Origin of the sequence: Corallococcus sp. AB049A, from assembly GCF_003668885.1 — a bacterium.
Classification (GTDB): Bacteria; Myxococcota; Myxococcia; order Myxococcales; family Myxococcaceae; genus Corallococcus; species Corallococcus interemptor.
Genome location: NZ_RAWL01000184.1, coordinates 1 through 16389, shown reverse-complemented (window position 1 = coordinate 16389; position 16389 = coordinate 1). Strand labels below are relative to the sequence as shown.

The following is a 16389-nucleotide window of genomic DNA, read 5'->3' as shown; positions in this document are numbered from 1 at the left end:
GCCTGGGGCGGGGAGGGGCGCGAGGGGGCGCGGTCGACGCCCTTCTCGATGGTGCGCGCGTACACCTGCGACGGCGCGACGCCGCTCTTCACCAGGCCCTCGGCCTTGGCGAGCTCCTCGTCGATGAGGGCCTTGAAGTTGTCGATGGGCTGCGCGCCGGAGAGGAAGCGGCCGTTGATGAAGAAGGCCGGCGTGCCGCTGGCGCCCATCTGCTGGGCCAGGGCCTGATCCTTGTCGATGGTGGCGCCCAGGCGCTCATCCGCCATGTCCGCCTTCCACTTCGCCACGTCCAGGCCGAGCTGCTTGGCGTAGCCCTCCAGGCTCTCCGCATCCAGCTTCTTGTTGTTGGCGAAGAGCAGGTTGTGCATGTCCCAGTACTTGCCCTGCTCACCGGCCGCGAGCGCCGCGAGGGCGGCGGGGCGGGCGTGCGGGTGGAAGGACAGCGGGTTCTGGCGCATCACCACGCGCAGCTTGCTGCCGTAGTCCTTCTGGAGCTGCTCGACGGTGTTGTGCGCGCGGCTGCAGAACGGGCACTCGTAGTCGGAGAACTCCACGATGGTGACGAGCGCGTTGGCGCTGCCCTTCGTCGGGGCGCCGTCCACGGGCACCTTGAAGACGGTGGGGTCCACGGCGCGCGCGGGCTTGTTGGCCGCCTGCGCGACGGTGGGCGTGTTACCGGTGGTGGATTTCGAGCCGGTGGCGGCACGGCCGCCAACGAACCCGAGCACCAGGCCGACCAGCAGGGCCACGATGACATTGGGCTTCATGGGTTGGGAATGCTCCTGCGCCATAGGTCCGACTCCGGGCCCCAAGCGGGTGTCTGGGTAGGGAAAGGGGCGGGGTACTTAACAGAGGGAATTCCAGACACGCAAGCCGCGATGACCGCCTGCGTCCGCCCGATATCCAGAGGCCTCGAAGGGGCGGACAACGGCGCGTGGGGCAGCAAAATTCCCTCTGGGCGCGCGTGCCGTAGCGCTTGGGCCGTCACGGTTCCGTGAGAGGATGCGGGGCCATGGAAGCCGGTGTGCGCGTGGATACGTCCGGGGCCCTCTGCCCGGTGCCCATCCTGGAGATCGCCAAGGCCATGCGCCGCCTTGAGCCCGGGACGCTGGTGGAGCTGGTCTCCACCGACCGAGGGCTGGAGGCGGACCTGCCCGCGTGGTGCGACGCGACGGGCAACGAGCTTGTCCGCATGGAGCGCCGCGGCGCCCACTATGTGGGCTGGGTGCGCAAGGCGGGGTGAGCGTCCGTGGGGCGCGGGCCTACAGCAGCTGAAGGACGCGGTCCTCCAGGCGGCGGCCCCGGCTGACGCCGAGGATGAGCACCTGGTGCTGGAGGAGGTGAGCGACGGTGCGGCTGATGACCTCCTCCGCCTTGTGGGCCTGGCCGTCGAAGCGCACGCGCAGCACGTCCGTGCCCTCCATGCGCGCGTCGGTGACGCCGGGCAGCGAGGTGATTTCGGGGATGATGACGTCGCCCCGGGCGATCTGGACGCGGAACTCGGCGCCCTGGCCGGTGAGCTCGGACATGGTGCCCGCCTGCGCGAGCGAGCCCTTGTCGAGGATGGCGGCGGCGTCGCACAGCTCCTCCAGCTCCTGGAGGTTGTGGCTGGAGACGACGACCGTCTGCGTGCCCCGCATGTCCTTGATGACCTGGCGCACCTGCGCGGCGATGCGCGGATCCAGGCCGGCGGTGGGCTCGTCCAGGAGGACGAGCGGCGGGCGGCCCATCAGGGCCTGGGCCATGGCGGCGCGCTTGGCCATGCCGTGGCTGAGCGCCTGCGTCTGGACCTTCCAGGCCTCCATGAGGCCCACCTTCTCCAGGGCGCCGCGGGCCTCGTGCTCCGGCTGGGGCAGGTCCGACAGGCGGGCCCAGTACATGAGCAGCGCGCCCACCTCCCAGCCGGGGGGCAGCACCGCGTCCTGGGGCAGCGCGCCCACGCGGCCCTTGAGGGCGCCGGGCGCGGTGGGCGACACGCCCATCACCTGGAGCGAGCCCTCGGACGGGTAGAGGTAGCCGCACATCATGGAGAAGGTCGTCGTCTTGCCGGCGCCGTTGGGGCCGATGAGGCCGAAGACGTCGCCCTGGCGCACCTGGAGGCTCACCGCGTTGACGGCGACCTTCGGGCCGAAGCGCTTGGAGACGTTGTTCAGCTGGATGGCCAGGTCGCTCACAGGTCCCTCGCGCGCAGGACGCCGTAGGCGCCGAAGAGGAAGACGGCCGCGAAGGCCGCGTAGGCCGCGCCGCTGGTGGCGAACTCGGCGAGCTTCGGGTGCAGCAGGTTGCCGGAGTAGTGCGACGGGGACAGGTAGCGCAGGAAGCGCAGCACGTTCTGCTCGCTCACGGCCTGGCCCACGGAGTCCATCAGCCAGAAGACGAAGAGCAGGATGAAGTTGAAGACGAGGCTCACCGCGGGGTTGCGGAAGAGGCTGGAGCAGAAGGACGTGAGGGCCACGTACGCCAGCGAGAAGACGATGGTGGCGCTCCAGAACTTCAGCAGGTTGAGCACCAGCACCCCGAAGGCGAAGTCCGCGTTGAGGATGCGCGCGTAGATGAAGATGGCCAGGTCGATGATCAGCACCAGCCCCACCAGCAGTGTGGCCTGGGAGAGGAACTTGCCCAGCAGCACGGAGGAGCGGCGCGCGCGCACCGTGAGGTAGCGCATGGAGCGCGGCCCCACCTCGCCGCTCACCTGATCAAAGCCCATCAGCGCGATGTAGGCGGGCAGGAAGAAGAGGGTGATCTTGTAGACGATGAGCACCACGATGGGCACGTGGGCCAGGGCCTCCATCATCGCGGAGTCATTGCTGGTGAGAAAGCCCAGCACCCCGCGGTGCATCTGGTCGGCGGCCTGCGCGGCCATGTCCGGATCCATGGTGGAGCCGGGGAGCCCCGCGTTCAGCTGGCTTTGCAGCTCGCGGGTGACGAAGCCCACCACGAGCAGCACCAGCGCGGAGAACATGCTGTAGAGCCCGAGCAGCACGATGGCCCGGCCGCTTCGCACGGCCCGGCGCAGCTCGGCTGCCCAGATCACCAAAATCTCTTTGAGTCCGTCCAAGGTGCACAGGACCCTACTGGACCTCCGGGTGCCTTCCCAGGTTTCTGGCGGACGAAGGAGGCAGTCGAGGAGGCAAGCCGTGGACAGCGCGCCCTCAGCGCGTAGGATCCCGGCCGTCTGCTCCCTGCCCCCAAGGAGAGCCCCGAAGAATGACGATGCGCCGCTTCCTCGCCGCCCTGCCGCTGTTCCCCCTCACGCTGCTCCTGGGCGCCTCCGCGCCCGGGCCGGACGCGAACACCCCGCCGTCACCGGCCGCCCCGTCGGATGCGCGGGCACTGGCGCAGTCGGTGACCGCGCTGGGAACGGACGCGGGGCCCGTGGGCGCCCGCGCGCTGGTGGAGAAGGTGGAGGCCGAGCAGATGGCCCCGGACTCCGGAGCCGCCGGTGAGGCCGTGGCGGCCACGCCGCCCGAGGACACGCGCCCGGTGGATGCCCGCGCGCTGGCGGAGGCGCTGGCCGCGAAGGACGCCGCCGCGCTGGAGCCGGGCATGGTGCCTCCCATGCCGGTGCCCTCGCGTGAGAAGTCACCGCCGTTCGCGAAGCTCCAGGGGCTGCCGCGCGCGCAGGACCTGGTGGCCCGCGCGAAGCTGGAGGGCAACAAGCTGGTGGTGAAGGGCGGCAAGAGCGCGCCGGATCAGGTGCTCACCATCGACCCGGGCCTCCAGGCCTCGCTCACGAAGATCATGCAGAACTACCAGGTGCCCTATGGCGCCGCGGTGGTGCTGGAGCCGTCCACCGGCCGCGTGCTCGCGATGGCGGAGCACTCGGAGGCGAAGCCGGAGCTGCGCGGGCTGCCCATCCGCGCGGTGTACCCGGCCGCGAGCATCTTCAAGATCGTCACCGGCAGCGCGCTCATGGAAGCCGGCGTGTCCCCCGAGACCGAGGCGTGCTTCCACGGCGGCAAGCGCCGCCTCAACGAGCGGCAGCTGGAGGACACCGAGCGCGACGGCGCCTGCTATTCGCTGGCGCTGGCCATGGGCAAGAGCGCCAACGTCATCTTCGCCAAGATGACCAGCAAGCACCTGTCCGCGGACGCCCTCAAGCGCATGGCGGCGCGGCTGCGCTTCAACCGCGAGATCCCCTTCGCCCAGCCGCTGGACGTGTCGCTCGCGTACATCCCCGAGGACGGCTTCGCGCTGGCCAACACCGGCGCGGGCTTCGGTGACGTGTACCTGTCCCCGCTGCACGGCGCGCTGCTGGCCGCCGTCGCCGCCAACGAGGGCCGCTGGGTGGACCCCGTGCTGGTGGAGCCGGAGCCCTTCATGCCCCTGCCGGAGCCCGAGCCCGTGCTCACGCCCACCGCCGCGCACGCGCTCACCCGGATGCTGGAGGAGACCGTCACCCACGGCACCGCGCGCGGCGTCTTCCGCGAGCGCGGCTTCCAGGTGAAGGACGCCGTGGGCAAGACGGGCACGCTCGCGGACCGTGAGCCCTTCCGCGACTACTCGTGGTTCGTGGGCTTCGCGCCCAAGGACAACCCGCGCGTGGCCGTGGCGGCGCTCATCGTGAACGACCCCAAGTGGCGCATCCGCGGCTCCTACCTGGGCCGCGAGGCCCTGCGCCTGGCGCTGGAGCGCATCCCCGCGCCAGTGGAAGTGACGGCCCCCGCGGGCGCCGCCGGCAAGCACTGAAAGGCGCGGCGGTCAGGACAGTGGACGCGGGGTGAGCTTCACCAGCCCCGTGTCCACGAAGCCCTGGAAGAACTTCAGCGCCTCCAGCTCCTGCAGCGGCGACACGTGCACGATGGCCGCCACGTCCCGCCGCCCGTCGATGCGCGACAGCAGGTAGCGCTCCGGTGACGTGAGCGGCAGCGTCTTCAGGTGCGCGGGCGTCACCATCAGCGCCGGCACTCGCGACGGCTCCATCAGCGCCTTGCGCAGCTCCGTGAGCAGGCGGCTCTCCGCGTCGCGCAGGAGCTTCAGCGTGTGCTCCGTCGGAGCGATTTCGTGCGCCCTCCGGACCAGCGCCTCGCCGTCGCGCAGGTTGCCCGCGTCCAGGAAGAGCTGGGCGGCCTGGAGCACCTCGTCGGAGGAGGACTCGGAGCCGATGACGCCGCCCGCGTTCAGGTCGTCGTCATCATCCTCCACCACGACGACGGTGTGCGCGCCGGGCTCCGGGGCGGGGAGGGGCGCCTCGTCGGAGACGCGCAGCGCGTCCTGGCGGTAGAGCGCGTACAGCCGCTGGTAGAGGAAGAAGTCCGTGGCGTGCAGCGCCAGCGCCATGCCGTCGATGCTGAGGCCCTCCTTCGCCAGCTGCACGATGCGCTCGTCCATGCTGCCGGCCTTGCGGTCCGTCAGCTTGCGCTCGTCCACCTCCACGCGCACGCGGCCGGAGGGGAAGACGGCGCGGATGGCCTGCCACGCCGTCTCGCGGAACTCGCCCTCGCGGCTGACGTCCACCAGGTCCACGCTGACGTCCAGGCCCTCGAACTCCGGCGCGACGTCCGTGGCGCGGAAGTCGAAGCCGCCTTCCTCCCAGGTGAAGGCGTCCAGCAGCATCTCCCGGAACTTGTGGGAGAGCACCGTGCGCACGGTGGCTTCGGACACCGTGCCCGTCATGATGAGGATCTTCCCCAGCAGGATGTGCGTCTCCGCCTGCGTGGCGAACGCGCGCTCCAGCTGGTCCTCCGTCAGGTGCCCCTGGTTGATCAGGAACTGACCGAAGTACTCGCGCGGCTGGTTGGAGCTGGCGGTGATGACGTGGCCGTCGCGCAAGAGCAACTGCTTGCGCACGTCTCCCCGTTCCACGTTCAGGGTGCCGGTGGCCCGGCGATTCCCGAGGTGGACGACCAGGTCCTTGAGGGGCATCGTCGAAAAATCACCACACACGCCGCGCATCGAGCGCCCATCCTGCAACGCATGCGAGTCGATATCTACTCGAAACCCCGGTGTTCCCTCTGCGTGAAGGCCCTCGCCGTGGTCGAGGAGGTGAAGGCCCGGCTGCCGTTCGAGCTCTACGTCACCGACATCCTCCAGAGCCCGGACCTCTTCGAGGCCTGGCGTTACGACATCCCCGTGGTCCTCATCGACGGGGTGCCCGCCTTCAAGCACCGGGTGGATGCCGAGGCCCTGGAAGCCCGGATCCGTGAGGTGATGAATGGCATACCCATTGCTAAAACCGTGGGCCAGGATGGGTAACGAAGTGCCCTTCCCCAAGAAATCCAAGGGGATACGTAGGGCGCAAAAGTGACGGGGCTGTAAATCTGGGCAGGCGGGCAGGGTGGCGGGGCAGAAAATGCTGGAAGGGAGGGCAAGGCGGTGGGTGTGAAGCGCAAGCGAGCGGGAAAGTCGGGCCAGCCGCCCACGGTGCTGCTGGTGGAGCCGCGCGCGGACGATCTGGAGCGCACCCGGGCGCTCCTGGGGGAGGCGGGCTTCCGCGTGGTCCCCCTGACGCGCTTCGACGCGGCGGTGCCCCTCTTCGAGGTGATCCGTCCGGACGCCGTGCTGCTGGCCGCGCAGCCGCCGGACTACGCGGCCATCCAGACGGCTCGGCGCCTGCGCCAGGTGGGCAAGGGCACGGTGCCGATGATGTACCTGGTGGATTCGCACGACCGGGACGCGTGGAAGTTCTGCGTGGAGAAGGGACAGTGCGTGGACGTGGTGCCGCGCGCGGTGGATGGCGCGGAGCTGTCCATGAAGCTTCACGCGCAGATGCGGCTGAAGCAGTCGGTGGAGCGCGCGGCGGCGGGCGAGGAGGCCGGCACGGCGCTGGCGCTGCATGACCCCGTGACGGGGCTCTACAACCGGCCCTTCCTGCTGGCGCTCATCGGGTTGGAGGCGCGCCGGACGGAGCGCTACGGCGGGACGTTCTCGGTGGTGGCGGCGGAGGTGACGGGGTGGAGCGCGCTTCGCAAGGAGCACGGCAAGGGCATGGCGGAGCGGCTGCTCGTCTACAGCGCGGTGGTGCTGGGACAGACGGTGCGCGAGGCGGACGCGGTGGCGCGGGTGGGCGACAGTCAGTTCGCCATGCTGCTGCCGGGCACGCCCGCGGAGGCGGTGCCGGAGGTGCTGGCGCGGGTGGAGGCCCGGTTCGAGGCCGCCCGGTTCCAGATGGAGGGTCGCGTGGTGCGCACGGCGCTGGAGCTGGGAGCGGTGAGCTTCCCGGACACGGTGGGGGCTCCCACCCAGCTGCTGGGCGCGGCACTGCAGACCTTGAGACGTTCACGCGAACTTCGGCGGGCAGCCGGTCCAGCCCGTCTGATGTCGGTTTGATTCAGTTCACGAGGGTTTGATGCACAGGGCGAGCGGAGGCGTGGGGATGGATCGGATCGCGGTGCTGGTGGTGGATGACGAGGAGTCGGTGCGCACGTTCCTGTCCGAGCTCTTGGGCAGCTCGGGCTACCAGGTGCGCTGTGCATCGAGCGGTTCGCAGGCGCTGGAGATGCTCTCCGGCGGCTCGTTCGACGCGGTGTTGCTGGACGTCGTCATGCCGGAGATGAGTGGCCTGGAGGTGCTGCGCCGCTACCGGAGCAGCGGCGGCACGGCGCCGGTCATCGTGTTGAGCGCGCTGTCGGGCGCGGACGACGCGGTGCGCGCGCTGAAGATGGGCGCGTCCGACTATCTGGCGAAGCCCTTTGGCAACGACGAGCTGCAGGACGTGCTCGCGCGCGCCCTGGGCACCCGCGTGCCGGAGCGTCAGGCGACCGCGCCGGCGCCCCGCGTGGTGCTGACGTCCGCGGAGGCCGCGGCCGAGGCCCGCGTGCTCATCTCCACGTCGCCGGCCATGCGCCGCGCGCGTGCGCTGGTGGAGCGCATCGCGGACACGGACGTGCCGGTGCTGCTGCTGGGTGAGTCCGGCACGGGCAAGGAAGTGATTGCCCGTGAAATCCACGCGCGCAGCCAGCGTCACGGCCGTCCGTTCATCAAGGTGAACTGCGCGGCGCTGCCGGGTGAGCTGCTGGAGAGCGAGCTGTTCGGCCACGAGCGCGGCGCCTTCACGGGCGCCACGGCGGAGAAGCCGGGCAAGTTCGAGCTGGCGGACCAGGGCACCATCTTCCTGGATGAGATTGGCGAGATGGCCATCCGCCTCCAGGCGAAGCTGCTCCAGGTGCTGCAGGACGAGGAGTTCTTCCGCGTCGGCGGCAAGAAGAGCGTCCGCGTGGACAGCCGCGTGGTGGTGGCGACGAACCGCGACCTGGAGAAGGAGATCGCGCTCGGCAACTTCCGCGAGGACCTGTACTACCGCCTCAACGTGGTGGCCATCCGTCTGCCGCCCCTTCGCGAGCGCCGCGAGGACGTGGTGCCGCTGACCGACCACTTCCTGAAGAAGTACGGCAAGGGCTTCATGACGAACGTGTCCGAGCTGCCCTCCGAGGTGCTCCACGCGTTCAGCGACTACGAGTGGCCGGGCAACGTGCGCGAGCTGGAGAACATGGTTCGCCGGCTGTGCGTGCTGAAGGATCCGACGCTGGTGCTGGATGAAATCCACGCCGGTGGCCGTGCTCCGGCGAGCGCCCCGTCGCTGCCCACGTCGTACGGCGGTGGGGACGACTTCATCCCGCCTCCGTCGCGTCACGTGGAGGAGTCCGCGCGCGTGTTCGCGGCTCCGCCGGCCGTGTCTTCCGCGGTGTCGGGTTCGGGCGTGCAGGTGCTGGAGATGCCCGCGCGTGGGGCGTCGCTGACGCCGGTCCCGGTGGCGGAGGCCTCGCCGTTCAACGCCGTGGCGCCGCAGCGCTACGCGAACCCGTTCGACGCGCCTCAGCCTCCGCCCCCGCCGCCTCCGGCCGGGGAGCTGTCGCTCAAGGACATCGGCAAGCGCGCGGCGATGCTCGCGGAGCGCGAGGCCATCCTCGCGATGCTCCAGCGCACCGCGTGGAACAAGCGCCGCGCGGCGGGCAAGCTGCGCATCAGCTACAAGGCGCTGCTCTACAAGATCAAGGAGTGCGGCATCATCGACCCTCGCGCGAGCGCGGAGTTCTAGAGCCGCGGTTGACGCTGTGAGACGACGGCCCTTCTTCCGGATGACGGGAGGAGGGCCGTTCACTTTGGGGACGGGCCTTGCGCGGAGCGGGCGTTGCCCGGTATCGCGGAGGGCATGACCGCTCCGCTCCTGCTGCTTGGCTGTGGCTACACGCTCACGCGGTTCGCGGTGGCGGAGGCCCGCGCGGGACGGGAGGTCCTGGCCACGACCCGGGATGCGGCACGCCGCGCGGTGCTGGAGGGCGCGGGTGTGCACGTCGTATCGGTGGACGCCGCGCTGTCACGGGCCGCAGGCGCGCACGTGGTGGACTCCGTTCCCCCGGACGCCGGGCTGGATGCCCGCTTCTCGGAGGTGCTGTCCCGCGCGCGTCCCTCGCGGCTGGTCTACCTGTCGTCCACGGGCGTCTATGGATCCGCTCGCGGACACGTGGACGAAGCCACGCCGGTCGACAGGACCTCCGAGGTCTCCCGTGCTCGCCTGGACGCGGAGGCGCTCTTCCTGCCGCTGGGCGCGAGCGTCATGCGCATCGCGGGCATCTACGGCCCGGGGCGCGGCACGTCTGGACGCCTGAAGGCCGGCACGCTGCGCATCCCGGACTCGGGCGGGGGACGGCTGTCGCGCATCCACGTGGACGACCTGGTGGACGCGGTGCGCGTGGTGCTCGAACGCGGGGCGCCGGGAGAGGTGTACTGCGTGGCCGACCGCCGGCCCGCGACGCAGGAGGAGACGGCGTCCTGGCTCTGTCAGCAGCTGGGGCTGCCCATGCCGCCGCGCGTGCCCCTCGCGTCCCTCCATGAGTCGCTGCGCGGCGACCGCGCCATCAGCGCCGCGAAGCTGGAGGCCCTGGGCTGGACGCCTCGCTACCCGGACTTCACCACCGGGTTTCTCGCCTCCATGGAGGAGGAGGCTCGCGGCTGAAATGCCCTACTCAGGGGACTCCGCGCGCAGGAGCTGCTGCAGGTCGAGCTCCGACCAGTCCAGCTCCTGCTCCACCTGCTGGAACGCCGCGTCCCCGATGGTGCCGTTCGCGCGGAGCTCCGCCAGCTTCCTGCGTCCCGCGGCCATCGCGGAGCGCACCGTCTCCGCGTCCGCGGTGGGCGGCCCCCACGGTGAGCTGGGGCTCCCGGAGCTCGTGAGGGCGTGCTCGGCCAACAGCTGCTTCGCGCGCCGCAGCTGCAACTCGTAGCGGCGGCGGACCAGGGCCGCCATCTCCGTGCCCGGGGACTCCTGCGTGGCCTCCAGCCCCGCGCGCAGCGTCTCCACCCGCGCGAGCCGCACCTCGTGGTCCACCTCGTTGTCGTCGTCCAGCGTCAGCCGCGACATCAGCGGCCTCAGCGTCATCCCCTGCACCACGAGCGTCCCCAGCACCACGGAGAAGGACGTGAAGAGGATGAGGTCCCGGTAGGGAAAGGCCGGCACCCCGTCGTGCCCCGTGGGCAGCGCCAGCGCCGCCGCGAGCGTCACGATGCCCCGCATGCCGCACCAGCCCACCAGCACGGACGCGCTCGGCGAGAGGGTGACGATGCTGGACTTCGTCCTGCGCTGCCACCAGCGGTTGAACGCCCCCGCCCCCATCACCCAGGCGAAGCGCGCGAGGATGGCCGCGCCCGTCACCACCCCCGCGATGGCCGTGTACTCCAGCCACGTCGCCCGGTCGAAGCGCGCGACGATGGTCTTCAGCTGGAAGCCCACCAGCACGAAGGCCAGCACGTTCAACACGAACGTCGCCACCTCCCATACGGCATAGGACGGGATGCGGATCCGCGCGGGCGTCATCGTGGAGGCCGTGCGCGAGATGGTCATCGCGTAGATGACCGTCGTCAGGATGCCGGACAGGTGCAGCCGCTCCGCGAGGATCCACACCGCGAAGGTGCTGCCGAACTGGGTGATGACGGCCGTGGACACGTCCTCCACCAGGAAGTTGATGCGCAGGCTCACCCACGACAGCACCACCCCCAACAGCGCGCTGCCCACCGTGACGACGAGCAGCGTGGGCACCGCGCTCCAGCCCAGCACGCCGCCCGCGGCCACGGCCCCCAGCGCGAGCCGGTAGATCAGCAGGGCGCTGGCGTCGTTGAAGAGGCTCTCGCCTTCAAGGATGACCAGCAGCCGGTGCGGGGGCTTCAGCTGCTTGAGCACCGCCGTGGCCGCCGCCGCGTCCGGAGGCGCGACGATGGCGCCCAGCGCGATGGCCGCGGCCCAGGACATCCCCGGCACCATCCACCTCACCGCCAACGCGACGGCGATGACCGTGAGCACCACCGCCCCCAGCGCCAGGCCCGCCACCGGCCGCCAGTTCGCGCGCAGGTCGCGAGGAGACGCGTCGAACGCCGCGTCCAGCAGCACCGGCGCGACGAACAGGGTGAGCGCCAGCTCCGGATCCAACACCAGCTCCGGGCTGCCCGGGACGAGCGCCAGCACCGCGCCGGCCAGCGCCACCAGCGCGGGGTAGGGCGTGCCCATCCTCCGGGACAGCGCGGCCAGCCCGGCGCCTCCCAGGAGCAGCGCGATGACGATCTCGAACACCAGCATGAAGGCCTCGGGGTGCGGACTTCCGGCGACGCGGCCTAGCGCAGGAGGGGTGGCCCGGGACAGTGGCGAATTCCGGACGGCGGAAACCTGCGTCACGTGGGATGCGCCCCGCGTCATCAGCGGAACGCGATGGGTGCCATCAGCCGGAAAAGGGGCCCACCTTTGCGACGCGTGGGCCCCCGGTGACAGGCTTGCGCTCTCGGGCCGCGTGGATCCGCGCGGCTTCATGCACCCTGTCCGATGGGGGAACCGAAGATGTCCAGGTCGTTGCTGTTGGCGTCGTTCAACGAGGGCGTCCACCGTTCCATGGCCGGCAACCACGAGGCCGCGGTCCAGTCGTTCGATCAGGTCCTCGCCGCGGATCCACGCCACTTCCCGGCGCTCACCGCGAAGGCCTTCGCCCTCAAGCAGCTGGGGCGCACCGAGGAGGCCTTGAAGGGCTTCCAGCGCGCCATCGAGCTGGATCCCGACGCGGCGGACCCCCACCGCGAGGCCGCGCTCTGCCAGCTGGAGCTGGGCGAGCCGGAGGCCGCCTCCCTCCTGATGAACCGGGCGGTTCATCTCAACCCCACCCCCGGCTACCGCGAGGCCGCCGCCATCGAGGTCTACTCGCTGGGTAACACGCTGCTGACCCAGGGCCGGCGGCCGGACAAGGCCCGCTACCGCCTGGCCCGTCAGGTCTTCGAGCTGGCCCTGGAGCTGTCGCCTGCCTACGTGGAGGCGGCCAAGGCCCTGGCGGACGTCTGGGAGCACCTGGGCGACCCTACCCAGCGGGAGCACTACACCCAGCTGGCGACCCGGCTGCGCCCCGCCTCCTCCTGAGGCCGCTCTTATCAAAATTTTACAAAAGCGGAGGGAAAGGGCGGGGCGCCGGTGTTGAATGCCGAAGCGGCCCCCCACCAGGAGAACCCTTCGAATGATCGTGATGCTCGAGCCGGATTCCCCCGAATCCGTCGTGAACGCCGTCCTCCAACTCGCTTCGCAGTACGAGGGCGTCACCCCGCGTGCCCACGTCGTCCAGGGCGCCGAGTCCACCATCACGGAGCTCTACCTGCTGGGCTCCACCGCGCAGGTGCCGCTGGAGCCGTTCCAGCAGTTGCCCGGCGTGCGCCAGGTGGTCCGCGTCTCGCAGAAGTACCGCATCATCGGCCGGCACGGCGGCCAGCGCACCACGGCGGGCTTCGAGTACAACGGCGTCACCTTCGACGACAACTCGGTGAACCTGTTCGCGGGCCTGTGCGCGGTGGACTCGCCGGAGAGCGTGGACGCGATGATGGCGGCGCTCGCGCGCTGCGGCATCACCACCACGCGCATGGGCGCGTACAAGCCGCGCACCAACCCGTATGAGTTCCAGGGCCTGGGCGCGAAGTGCCTGCCCTACGTCTTCGAGTCCGCGGGCAAGCACGGCATCAAGGTCATCGCGATGGAGGTGACGCACCCGCGCCACATCGATGAGATCAACGACGCGCTGAAGAAGGCCGGCACGCCCACGGGCGTGATGCTCCAGGTGGGTACGCGCAACGCGCAGAACTTCGAATTGCTCAAGGTGATTGGCCAGCAGCGCACCTTCCCGGTGCTCTTCAAGCGCGGCATGGGCATCACGCTGGAGGAGTCCCTCAACGCGTGCGAGTACGTGGCGAGCGAGGGCAATCCCAAGATTGTGTTCTGCCTGCGCGGCGTGAAGACGCACCTGGGCGACCCGCACCGCAACATGGTGGACTTCGCGCACGTGCCGGTGGTGCGCCGCCTCACGCGCATGCCGGTGTGCGTGGACCCCTCGCACGCCATTGGCCGCGCGGAGGCCCCGCCGGACGGGCTGCCGGACATCTTCCACGCGATTGGCCAGGGCATCATCGCGGGCGCGTCCATGGTGCTGGTGGACTTCCATCCGACGCCGGAGAAGGCCCTGTGCGACGGGCCGCAGGCGCTGCGCATGGAGCAGCTGGGCGCGCTCCAGCGCTACACGAACATCGTGCGCGCCGCGTACTCGGAGGCCGTGCGCAACGGCGATGGGACGACGCAGGCCGCGGCTCCGGCCAAGGCCGTCAGTCGCTGAGCGCGTAGCTGCCCAGCACCCGGAGCGACGTGCAGGCGCTCCGGGCTTCGGCCAGGGCCGCCTTCACCGGCGCGGAGCTGTCCGCGCCGTCCACGTCCAGGCACCAGCGGTAGTCCCACGCGCGGACGCCGCCGGGCCGCGACTCCAGCCGAGCGACGTTCACCCCGTGCGCCGCGAAGGCCGTGAGCACGCCCGCGAGCGCGCCGGGGCCGTTGTCGAGCGTGAGGACGAGGGACGTCTTCCACCGCGAGCCCAGATTTGGCGGCGCGGCCGGGCCCACCGCGAGAAAGCGCGTGGCGTTGTCCGGCGAGTCCGCGATGCCCTCCGCGAGCACGCTGAGTCCGTAGAGCTCCGCCGCGGTCCGGCTGGCGATGGCCGCCGTTCCCTCCAGCGATTCCTGCGCCACGCGGCGCGCCGCCACGGCGGTGTTCGCCTCGGGCACGGGATGCAGGTGGTGCTTGCGCAGCCAGCTTCCGCATTGGGCCAGCGCTTGCGGATGCGACAGCGCGCGCGTGAGCCCCTCCAGCGTGCGGCCCGGCGGCGCGAGCAGGCAGTGATTCACGCGCAGGCGCAGCTCGCCGGAGAGGGGCGGGGTGAACTCCAGCAGCAGGTCCACCACCTCCGCCACGGGCCCCGCGAGCGCGCTCTCCATGGGCACCACGCCGCCGTCCACCGTGCCCTGGGCCACGGCCTCGAAGACGGCGCGGAAGGTGGGGCAGGGGATGCGCGTCACGGAGGCGCCGAAGAGGGCGCCCGTGGCCTCGTCGCCGTACGCGCCGCGCTCGCCCTGGAAGGCGATGCGGCGGGGGGCGGCGTCACCCATCGACGGGCTCCGCTCGCGGGTACGTGCCCAGCACGCGCAGGGAGGACGTGAGCGGGCGCAGGTCCTCCAGCGCCGCCGTCACCGCCGCGGACGCGGAGTGGCCCTCCACGTCCAGGTAGAAGCGGTACTTCCACGGCGCGCCCGGGATGGGACGCGACTCCAGCTTGGAGAGGTTCACCCCGCGCTGTGTGAGCCGCTGAAGCACCTGGCCCAGCGCGCCCGGGCGGTGCTCCAGCACGACGAGCAGCGACGTCTTGCACGGTACTTCCGGCGCCAGTGGCGTGGGCTGGCGCGCCACCTCCACGAAGCGCGTGAAGTCCGCGCCGGCCGGCTGCAGGTTGCTGGCGAGCACCACGAGCCCGAAGCGGCCGGCGGCGGACTCGCTGGCGATGGCGGCCACGGCCGGGTCGTTGCGGTCGGCGACCATCTGCGCGGCGATGGCGGTGTCCGGCCCCGGCACGGCGCGGGCCCAGGGCACGTGCGTGTGCAGGAAGTCCTCGCACTGCGCCAGCGCCTGCGGATGGGAGAGCACCTCGCGCAGGTCCTCCACCTTCGCGCCCTTCACGCCCAACAGCCGGTGGTCCACCTGGCTCACCACTTCGCCGGTGATGACGCCGTCGCCCGCGGCGAGCACGTCGTAGGTCTCGTTCATGCTGCCGGCGGTGGTGTTCTCGATGGGCAGGAGCAGCACGTCCTGCTCGCCCTGCTTGAGGGCACCCACGGCCTGGCGGGCGGTGTCGAAGCCGGTGAGGAGCACTCCGCCGGGACGGTGTCCGTAGCGCTGACGGGCGGCCAGGTGGCTGTAGGAGCCCTCGACGCCCAGATAGCCCACGCGCAGGGGCGTGGTGTCCAGGCGCGTGACGAGGGCCTGCTGACGGGCCACGGACATGTCGAGGATGACGCGGTAGAGGCGCTCGACTTCATGCGGATCCAGGCCGCGCTCCGCCGCCCGGCCGCGCAGCTTGCGCAGGAGCAGGTCCTCGCGTTGCGGGTCCCGGAAGGGCCAGGCCGTCACCAGCTTGGCGCGCGCCACGTCATCGGCCAGGGCCATGCGCCGCTGGAGCGCATCGAGGATGTCCTCGTCGATGCGTTCGATTTGCGTCCGCAGGGTCTCCAGGGAGGGGATGTCCGCCATGGCCGGAACATAACAACTCGCGTCGAAGACGCGCCCTCACATTCCCAGGCGCCGGACGAGCTCCGGGGGGACCGGGTAGACGGACTCCTTGGGCAGGTGGCGCGTGGCCTGGTCCGCGCGGCCATCGTCCAGGTGCTTGCGCAGCTTCTGGACCAGGGGCGTGAGGTCGGTGATGGACACGGTCCAGTCGTCCACGAAGCGCTGGATGACGGCGCGGCTCAGGCCCACCTGGATGCTGTCGTGGGGCAGGCCCGCGCCGCGCAACGTGCGCTCCGGATCCCACTGGATGTGGACGGGCGCGGAGTCGAAGGCCTTGCGCCACGCGTCCGGCGAGCCGTGGGCCTTCGGCTCGAAGCCGGTGAGGACGCCGGAGGACAGCGCCTCCTCCCAGCCGGAGCGCTTGATGCGAACGGCGAGCGTGCGCTCCTGGCCGCTCTTCCGGCCCCAGTTGGAGCGGTGCATGAGCCACAGGAAGCTGGGTTTGATCCACGTCATCCGGCCCACGGAGAACGGCGGGCCGAACTTCTGCTGCTTCACGGCCACGTCGGCGATGGCGTCCGAGTAGGCCTGGTAGATGACGATGGTGGCTCGGTCGAAGTCGGCGCGGACTTCGCGGGCTGCGCTCATGGGCGGGCTCTGGGGCTGGCTTTCGGCTTGGGTTTGGCGGCTGCCGTTTTGGGAAGCTTCGTCTTGCCCATCTTGAGGACGAGCTCGAAGTGTTCGGCGGGGGTGGGCGTGACGCTGAGGCGGCTGCGGGTGAGCAGCGGGAAGTCCTTGAGCGCGGGCGTGGCCTTGATGGTGGCCAGCGTCACCGGCGTGGTGAAGGCGACGACGGGGCCCACGTCCACGGAGGCCCAGTCCTCGCC

The 16389-nt window shown here is 70.8% G+C and carries 17 protein-coding genes; 8 read left to right on the top strand and 9 right to left on the bottom strand.

The window, feature by feature from the left end; genetic code table 11:
• Positions 1-767, bottom strand: a 767-nt coding sequence (locus D7X55_RS20375; protein ID WP_233609955.1) for a DsbA family protein, incomplete at its 3' end; no start/stop codon positions are given.
• Between the two features lie 245 nt (positions 768-1012).
• Here D7X55_RS20375 and D7X55_RS20370 point away from each other — a divergent pair.
• Positions 1013-1243 carry a sulfurtransferase TusA family protein gene (locus D7X55_RS20370; protein ID WP_120548201.1) on the top strand — a complete coding sequence of 77 codons (231 nt, stop codon included), beginning with the start codon at positions 1013-1015 and terminating at the stop codon, positions 1241-1243.
• 19 nt (positions 1244-1262) lie between these two features.
• Here D7X55_RS20370 and D7X55_RS20365 read toward each other — a convergent pair whose 3' ends face one another.
• Both D7X55_RS20365 and D7X55_RS20360 read right to left on the bottom strand, forming a co-directional pair.
• Positions 1263-2174: an ABC transporter ATP-binding protein gene (locus tag D7X55_RS20365; RefSeq protein ID WP_121723936.1), complete on the bottom strand. Its 912-nt coding sequence runs from the start codon at positions 2172-2174 to the stop codon at positions 1263-1265.
• Positions 2171-3034, bottom strand: a complete 864-nt coding sequence (locus D7X55_RS20360) for an ABC transporter permease (RefSeq protein ID WP_407921776.1) — start codon at positions 3032-3034, stop codon at positions 2171-2173. Before D7X55_RS20360 ends, D7X55_RS20365 begins: the two co-directional genes overlap by 4 nt.
• Positions 3035-3207: 173 nt before the next feature.
• Here D7X55_RS20360 and D7X55_RS20355 point away from each other — a divergent pair, with 173 nt between their 5' ends.
• Positions 3208-4689, top strand: a complete 1482-nt coding sequence (locus D7X55_RS20355) for a penicillin-binding transpeptidase domain-containing protein (RefSeq protein ID WP_121723935.1) — start codon at positions 3208-3210, stop codon at positions 4687-4689.
• Positions 4690-4701: 12 nt separating this feature from the next.
• Here the strand turns inward: D7X55_RS20355 and D7X55_RS20350 are convergent, their stop codons facing one another.
• Positions 4702-5895, bottom strand: coding sequence for a DUF4388 domain-containing protein (locus D7X55_RS20350; protein ID WP_120548205.1), 1194 nt, complete (start codon positions 5893-5895; stop codon positions 4702-4704).
• A 21-nt stretch (positions 5896-5916) separates the two neighbouring features.
• On the opposite strand from D7X55_RS20350, the gene D7X55_RS20345 reads away from it, so the two are divergent.
• From D7X55_RS20345 to D7X55_RS20330, 4 genes are all read left to right on the top strand, one after another.
• Positions 5917-6195, top strand: a complete 279-nt coding sequence (locus tag D7X55_RS20345; protein ID WP_121723934.1) for a glutaredoxin family protein — start codon at positions 5917-5919, stop codon at positions 6193-6195.
• A gap of 120 nt (positions 6196-6315) precedes the next feature.
• The gene (locus D7X55_RS20340; RefSeq protein ID WP_199747022.1) at positions 6316-7269 is read left to right on the top strand and encodes a diguanylate cyclase domain-containing protein; all 954 of its coding nucleotides are present in this window, start codon (positions 6316-6318) and stop codon (positions 7267-7269) included.
• Positions 7270-7315: 46 nt separating this feature from the next.
• Positions 7316-8977, top strand: coding sequence for a sigma-54 dependent transcriptional regulator (locus D7X55_RS20335; protein ID WP_121723933.1), 1662 nt, complete (start codon positions 7316-7318; stop codon positions 8975-8977).
• A 114-nt stretch (positions 8978-9091) separates the two neighbouring features.
• Positions 9092-9895 carry an NAD-dependent epimerase/dehydratase family protein gene (locus D7X55_RS20330; protein WP_121723932.1) on the top strand — a complete coding sequence of 268 codons (804 nt, stop codon included), beginning with the start codon at positions 9092-9094 and terminating at the stop codon, positions 9893-9895.
• Positions 9896-9901: 6 nt separating this feature from the next.
• Here D7X55_RS20330 and D7X55_RS20325 read toward each other — a convergent pair whose 3' ends face one another.
• Positions 9902-11509, bottom strand: a complete 1608-nt coding sequence (locus D7X55_RS20325; RefSeq protein WP_120548210.1) for a Na+/H+ antiporter — start codon at positions 11507-11509, stop codon at positions 9902-9904.
• Between the two features lie 255 nt (positions 11510-11764).
• Between D7X55_RS20325 and D7X55_RS20320 the strand changes: the two genes are divergently transcribed.
• Both D7X55_RS20320 and D7X55_RS20315 read left to right on the top strand, forming a co-directional pair.
• A complete protein-coding gene (locus D7X55_RS20320; protein WP_121723931.1) occupies positions 11765-12331 on the top strand; it encodes a tetratricopeptide repeat protein in 567 nt (188 codons plus the stop codon).
• Positions 12332-12425: 94 nt separating this feature from the next.
• On the top strand, positions 12426-13565 hold the full coding sequence (locus tag D7X55_RS20315) for a 3-deoxy-7-phosphoheptulonate synthase (RefSeq protein ID WP_120548211.1): 1140 nt from the start codon (positions 12426-12428) through the stop codon (positions 13563-13565).
• Here D7X55_RS20315 and D7X55_RS20310 read toward each other — a convergent pair.
• The 4 genes from D7X55_RS20310 to D7X55_RS20295 form a co-directional block, all read right to left on the bottom strand.
• A complete protein-coding gene (locus D7X55_RS20310) occupies positions 13555-14388 on the bottom strand; it encodes a prephenate dehydratase (RefSeq protein WP_121723930.1) in 834 nt (277 codons plus the stop codon). The genes D7X55_RS20315 and D7X55_RS20310 overlap by 11 nt on opposite strands.
• Positions 14381-15523 (bottom strand): prephenate dehydratase, encoded by a 1143-nt coding sequence (pheA, locus tag D7X55_RS20305; protein WP_120548213.1) that lies wholly within the window; start codon positions 15521-15523, stop codon positions 14381-14383. Before pheA ends, D7X55_RS20310 begins: the two co-directional genes overlap by 8 nt.
• Before the next feature lie 36 nt (positions 15524-15559).
• Positions 15560-16150 carry a DUF4291 domain-containing protein gene (locus D7X55_RS20300; RefSeq protein ID WP_120548214.1) on the bottom strand — a complete coding sequence of 197 codons (591 nt, stop codon included), beginning with the start codon at positions 16148-16150 and terminating at the stop codon, positions 15560-15562.
• Positions 16147-16389, bottom strand: a 243-nt coding sequence (locus D7X55_RS20295) for an EVE domain-containing protein (RefSeq protein WP_121723929.1), incomplete at its 5' end; no start/stop codon positions are given. The genes D7X55_RS20295 and D7X55_RS20300, both read right to left, overlap by 4 nt.

Coding starts and splice junctions, on each gene's coding strand:
- D7X55_RS20370 (WP_120548201.1), top strand. CDS start 1,013: ATGGAAGCCGGTGTGCGCGTGGATACGTCCGGGGCCCTCTGCCCGGTG.
- D7X55_RS20355 (WP_121723935.1), top strand. CDS start 3,208: ATGACGATGCGCCGCTTCCTCGCCGCCCTGCCGCTGTTCCCCCTCACG.
- D7X55_RS20350 (WP_120548205.1), bottom strand. CDS start 5,895: ATGCGCGGCGTGTGTGGTGATTTTTCGACGATGCCCCTCAAGGACCTG.
- D7X55_RS20345 (WP_121723934.1), top strand. CDS start 5,917: ATGCGAGTCGATATCTACTCGAAACCCCGGTGTTCCCTCTGCGTGAAG.
- D7X55_RS20335 (WP_121723933.1), top strand. CDS start 7,316: ATGGATCGGATCGCGGTGCTGGTGGTGGATGACGAGGAGTCGGTGCGC.
- D7X55_RS20330 (WP_121723932.1), top strand. CDS start 9,092: ATGACCGCTCCGCTCCTGCTGCTTGGCTGTGGCTACACGCTCACGCGG.
- D7X55_RS20325 (WP_120548210.1), bottom strand. CDS start 11,509: ATGCTGGTGTTCGAGATCGTCATCGCGCTGCTCCTGGGAGGCGCCGGG.
- D7X55_RS20320 (WP_121723931.1), top strand. CDS start 11,765: ATGTCCAGGTCGTTGCTGTTGGCGTCGTTCAACGAGGGCGTCCACCGT.
- D7X55_RS20315 (WP_120548211.1), top strand. CDS start 12,426: ATGATCGTGATGCTCGAGCCGGATTCCCCCGAATCCGTCGTGAACGCC.
- D7X55_RS20310 (WP_121723930.1), bottom strand. CDS start 14,388: ATGGGTGACGCCGCCCCCCGCCGCATCGCCTTCCAGGGCGAGCGCGGC.
- pheA (WP_120548213.1), bottom strand. CDS start 15,523: ATGGCGGACATCCCCTCCCTGGAGACCCTGCGGACGCAAATCGAACGC.
- D7X55_RS20300 (WP_120548214.1), bottom strand. CDS start 16,150: ATGAGCGCAGCCCGCGAAGTCCGCGCCGACTTCGACCGAGCCACCATC.